We start from the raw sequence: 5,056 nt of genomic DNA, 5'->3' as shown, positions 1-5,056 counted from the left end.
CGCACAGTGGCTAATAGTGATAAAGAGAAAATCCAACTCAGGCAGACCACTAACGCCGAAAGCAGCAACCCGGCATAGACCCAGAATCGCTAACCCCGGACCCTGGCGACCCAACCCCGACCCCGCCCCCAAGCTCAAACCCACCAAACGCCAACCCGTCCACCGGCGCGAGCGAAAACAGAAAACCTTAGGCCCGTTTCAACCGCGATTTCCCCGCAACATCCGAGAGAATCTTTTGAACGCTCTCCACATACCGTTCCGTCCCGAAGCGATTGATCGCATTCGCATAACCCCGCTCGACCAGCCGGTTGCGCAAACCAGCATCCCCCGATAACTCACCCAGCGCACCCGCCAATGCATGAACATCGCCGGGCGTGCAGAGAATGCCATTCTCGCGATCCTCCACAATGTCCGTCACCCCCCCCGCCCGCGCCGCCACGATCGGCCGCTTCGCCAGCATGCCTTCAATAATCACACGACCAAACGGCTCCGGACTGATGGACGTATGCGCGACGACATCAACCGCTTTCATGCACGCCGCAATATCGTGCTGGAAGCCAAGAAAATGCACGCGGTCGGCGAGACCATGTTCAAGCACGTAGGTACGCAATTCCGCCTCGTAGGCGTCCTCGCCGAAGAGCGCCGCTCCAACCAGCACGGCATGCATCTCGGGCGCTTCCAGCAGCGCCTCAAGCAGGATGTGCTGCCCTTTCCAGCGAGCGAGCCGGCTGAACGAGCCCACAAGGAACGCATCCTGAGGCAAACCAAAACGTGAGCGCAACTCGTGCTGCGCGACAGATTCCAGCTCGGTGAACGGCTCGGCGGAAATACCGTTGAACACCACATCCAGCCGCTCCTCTTTCATACGCGTCAACGCGGTCAGCGCAACCGCGGACGCCGTCGAGTTCGCGATCACGCGTTCCAGCATGAGCTTCGTGCACCACTTGATGATGGTGAGCTGCGTCTTGCCGAAATGCTCCTGACTGACGATATCGCGAAGATGCCACACCACCGGCCGCCGCGAGATCAGTCCGGCAATAGCGCCGACCACCATCGCGCGTTGCGTGTTCACGTAGATCACATCCGAGTTGCGCGATTTTTCCAGCGTGCCGCGCACAAGGCCCATCACGCCGCCGATCATGCCCGCTTTGGGCCGCTTCATCCCGCCGTCCTTGCTCAAGCCGCCGAGTGCGGCGCCATCGAGCACGTCGACCTTGATACCGACCGCTTCTAGCGCAATACGAAATGGGCCGTCGTCGAACAACACGGTCTCGTTGGTGCCGCGCATATTCTTCATCACCTCGAGCAACGATAGTTCCGCGCCCCCCAGCACACCGCTCTGATCGACGGCGAGAACGCGCATTGCGTCAGCCTCTTCGTGATCCTGATCCTGCTGCGCAGCCGCGGCGGCAATTGCCGGGTCGGCCACCGGTACCGGCGGCATGGCAGGCGGTGCGAGCGTGAAATGAGGCGCAACGCTTTGCACGTAAGCGCGAAGACTATCGCGGAAATGCTTGATCGAAAAACGCTCGGCGTTTGCGCGGCAATCCGCGGGATTGATCTTGACCACGCCGAGTTCGAAACCTTCCACAGCATCGATGATTGCGGCCGTCGTCTGTTCATCGAAGAAAAGGCCCGTCGGGCGCGCGTGCGAACTATCCAGCACCGTTTCCAGCGCGCCGCCCTTGCCGTACGCGATCACTGGCGTACCGCACGCTTGCGCCTCGACCACCGAGATGCCGAAGTCCTCTTCGGCCGCAAACACGAACGCCTTCGCACGCCGCATCTTGTCCTGCAGGACGGAGAACGGCTGATACCCCATGATCTCGACGTTCGGCGTGGCCTTGTCGCGGATCTTGCGCATGTCGGGCCCATCGCCGATCACGACCAGCTTGCGCTGCGGCATCTTCGCAAATGCTTCCACGATCAAATCGATCTTCTTGTACGGGACCATTCGCGACGCGGTCAGATAGAAGTCCTCTTTCACGTCGCAAAGCTGGAACGCTTCGACATCGACGGGCGGAAAGATCACATGCGAATCGCGGTGATAGACCTTGTTGATTCGTCGCGCGATGAACGCCGAATTCGCGATGAAATGATCCACCGAATTCGACGTACGGATATCCCAGTTGCGCATATAGTGCAGCACCATGCGCGCGAGCAGCGACTTCACGCCGACCGTGAGATTCGATTGCTGCAAGTACTGATGCTGCAGATCCCATGCATAGCGAATGGGCGAATGCACATAGCTCACGTGAATCTGGTCGGGACCCGTCAGCACGCCTTTCGCGACCGCATGGCTGCTCGAAATGACGAGGTCATAGCCGGACACATCGAGTTGTTCGATCGCGAGCGGCATGAGCGGCAGATACGACCGGTAACGCTTTTTCGCTTGCGGCAGCTTCTGGATGAACGAGGTCGTGACCTTCTTGCCGCGCATCCACGACCGCTCTTCCATGAAGTCGACAACGCTGAAAAGATCGGCATCGGGAAAACACATGACGATCTGTTCGAGCACCTTCTCCGCGCCGGCGAATGCGACGAGCCAGTCATGCACGATCGCAACGCGCGGCACCCGTTTCGCGATTCTCGCGCGGTGCCGGGGCGGCGCGTCCTGCACGGCAGGCGGAGGCAGGCCGACCGTGTCGAGCGTCACTCGCACCGGGTCGATGACCGCTTCATCGAGATCATGTCTCATGTGTCACTCCTTACCTTAAACCGTGGATTTCACGCGCCGTTTCAGGCGCACATTCAACTCATGGACGAAGCTGCGCGCCATGGAGCGCAACGCAGGCCGCGTAAGAAGGGAGCAGCAACAATTAAGGCCAGCGATGACAAACGCCGCGGCTACTGATTGCAGCGGATACTCGATTGGATCGATGACAAACGCCACGCCCAGACCAGCAACGAGGAACGCGAGGTGCATCAGCATGTCGGCGGCAATAGGCCGGGCGTGGATACGCGAGATCCAGAGCAGCAGGCCATAGTCGGCAAGCGAGCGCAGCACGACCACGCTGGCCGCGCCGATAGGACCGAAGTGCGCAATGCCGAACCACAGTGCCGTCACGAAGAACGGCAGTTGCACCAGGCCGATACGCGCTGCCGTGGCGGGATTGATTTGCGACTGGATCATGATGCGCGTGACGCTGGCCTGTCCGACGAGCCACACGCCAATGATCAGGATCCGGCCCACCGGCGCGCTGGCGATGGCGATTTCCTGTCCTACCCAGAGATGCAGGAAGGGGGCGAGCACGAGCATGACGAAGAGCGCGATCGGCGTGAAGACACCGTTCAGGAATTCAAGCGACTGCTGGACCATGGCGTCGGCGTGTTCGCGTTTGACGGCGGACAAGCGCGGGAACAGGGTGCGAACGAGTGAGTTCGGCAGCATGTTCAGGCGGGTGACGAGGTTCTGCGGGACGGTGTAGTACGTGACGAAACGCGCGCCGAGATTCGCTCCCAGGAGGATGCGATCGAGCGAGTCAGTGATCATGCTGGAGATGGTCGCGACCAGCATCCAGCCGCCGAACTTGAACAAGCCGCCGGCCACGCCAAGCTGCGGCCATTCGATGCGCTTGATGTCGAGCACCTTGAAGCTCGCGCGGGCGAGGAGTATGACGGCCAGGACACGTGCGACGACGGCGGCGGCGAGTACGGTTTGCAGGTTCGGTGCGATTTTCCAGGCGGCGGCTAGCGGCAGCAACTGGAACAGGAAGGTGCCGATGGTTTGATTGGTGTTATAGATACCGAAGCGTTCGACGCCGTTGATTGCGCCGGCGCAGACCCATGAGACGTTAGCGATGGGAATGGCCAGGGCGAGCCACGGGAGTGCGTGATAGACCTCCTGTTGCATGGCCGGGGATGAATGCGCGACATAGGCGGTGTAGGCGAACGCGCCGAAGTAGATCAGCACACCGCCGATGATGCCGGTACCCAGGTTGAGCCAGATGGCGCTCCAGAACACGCGTGAACGGGCTTCGAGATCGTTGGCGGCGTGGGCCTTTGAGATCTGGTGTTGAGCGGCCATGCCCATGCCGAGATCGAGAATGCCGAAGTAGCCGATAAGCGTCCAGACGAGGCTGATCACGCCGTAGCGTTCGACGCCGACGAGATGGATGTATGCGGGCACGGTGATCAACGAGACGAAGGTAGGCAGTACCAGTCCCGAGAAGTTAATCGCCATGTTCTTCAGCATCGATTTTTCCATCGTTCGCACTCGTCCTTCTGGGTTTTGGGTGGTTGGGGGTTGGGGGGTTAGCGGTTGGAGTCAGGGTGCTAGGTTCCAGGGTTAGCGGTTGGGGTCAGTGCCGGGTTGCTGCTTTCGGCCTTAGCGGTCTGCGTGAGTCGGATTTTCTCTTTATCACTGTTAGCCACTGTGCGTGGCGGCACGTCATTTCTTTGTCCAAAGCGACAAAGAAACGAAGCAAAGAAAACGCTTTCCAACCGCGCTACCCTAAGTGTCCACAGCGTGCAGTTTTCATTCATAGGTGCCCCAAAAGCACGGTGCTCGCCAGAGCCACGGATGTGTGAACCCCTCCTTCTCCGAACACCGATACCCACACGCTTCGCCACCAGTGATTGAACCTGCCCAAGGACCACCCCGCGCTATCCGCGGACGACCAACCACCGAATTTGTACGCACGTGGAACCACGTCGCCAACCCTGCTGGAAACGAGGTCGCGAAGATGCGGGGGGCCGTAACCCGCGAAAATAGCTGTACAGAACGCGCAGCCAATTCACAAAAAACTGAAGCAGTAAACACAAACACGCATCAAGCTATGGCCTACAAATACGGTCGCACAGACCACGTAGCTAAGCTGTCAAAAAACCGCAGCCGTAAATACCCGTGAGGCCGTGCGGGTTCCTTAGCAATGGTGCTTGCCCGAGAGCGTACGGGGCGAAGCGTGTTCATGTCAGGATTCGCGAGAAGGAGGGGTTCAAACATCCTCCGTTCTGGCGAGCACCGTGCTTTTGGGGCACCCATGAATGAAAACTGCACGCTGTGGACACTTAGGGTAGCGTGGTTGAAAGCGTTTTCTTTGCTTCGTTTCTTTGT

2 protein-coding genes are annotated in these 5,056 nt (G+C 59.7%); both read right to left on the bottom strand.

Annotation, left to right across the window (positions count from 1 at the left end; translation table 11 throughout):
• Positions 1–187: 187 nt before the first annotated feature.
• Positions 188–2,698, bottom strand: coding sequence for a glycosyltransferase family 4 protein (locus HB376_RS40455; protein ID WP_213769284.1), 2,511 nt, complete (start codon positions 2,696–2,698; stop codon positions 188–190).
• 15 nt (positions 2,699–2,713) lie between these two features.
• Complete coding sequence (locus HB376_RS40450; RefSeq protein ID WP_213769283.1) at positions 2,714–4,207, bottom strand: flippase; 1,494 nt, start codon at positions 4,205–4,207, stop codon at positions 2,714–2,716.
• Between the last annotated feature and the right edge of the window lie 849 nt (positions 4,208–5,056).

The sequence above is a fragment of the Caballeronia sp. dw_19 genome (genome assembly GCF_018449515.1).
Lineage (GTDB): Bacteria > Pseudomonadota > Gammaproteobacteria > Burkholderiales > Burkholderiaceae > Caballeronia.
The sequence above is the reverse complement of the archived record's forward strand: the minus strand, read 5'-3'. Positions and strand labels throughout refer to the sequence as shown.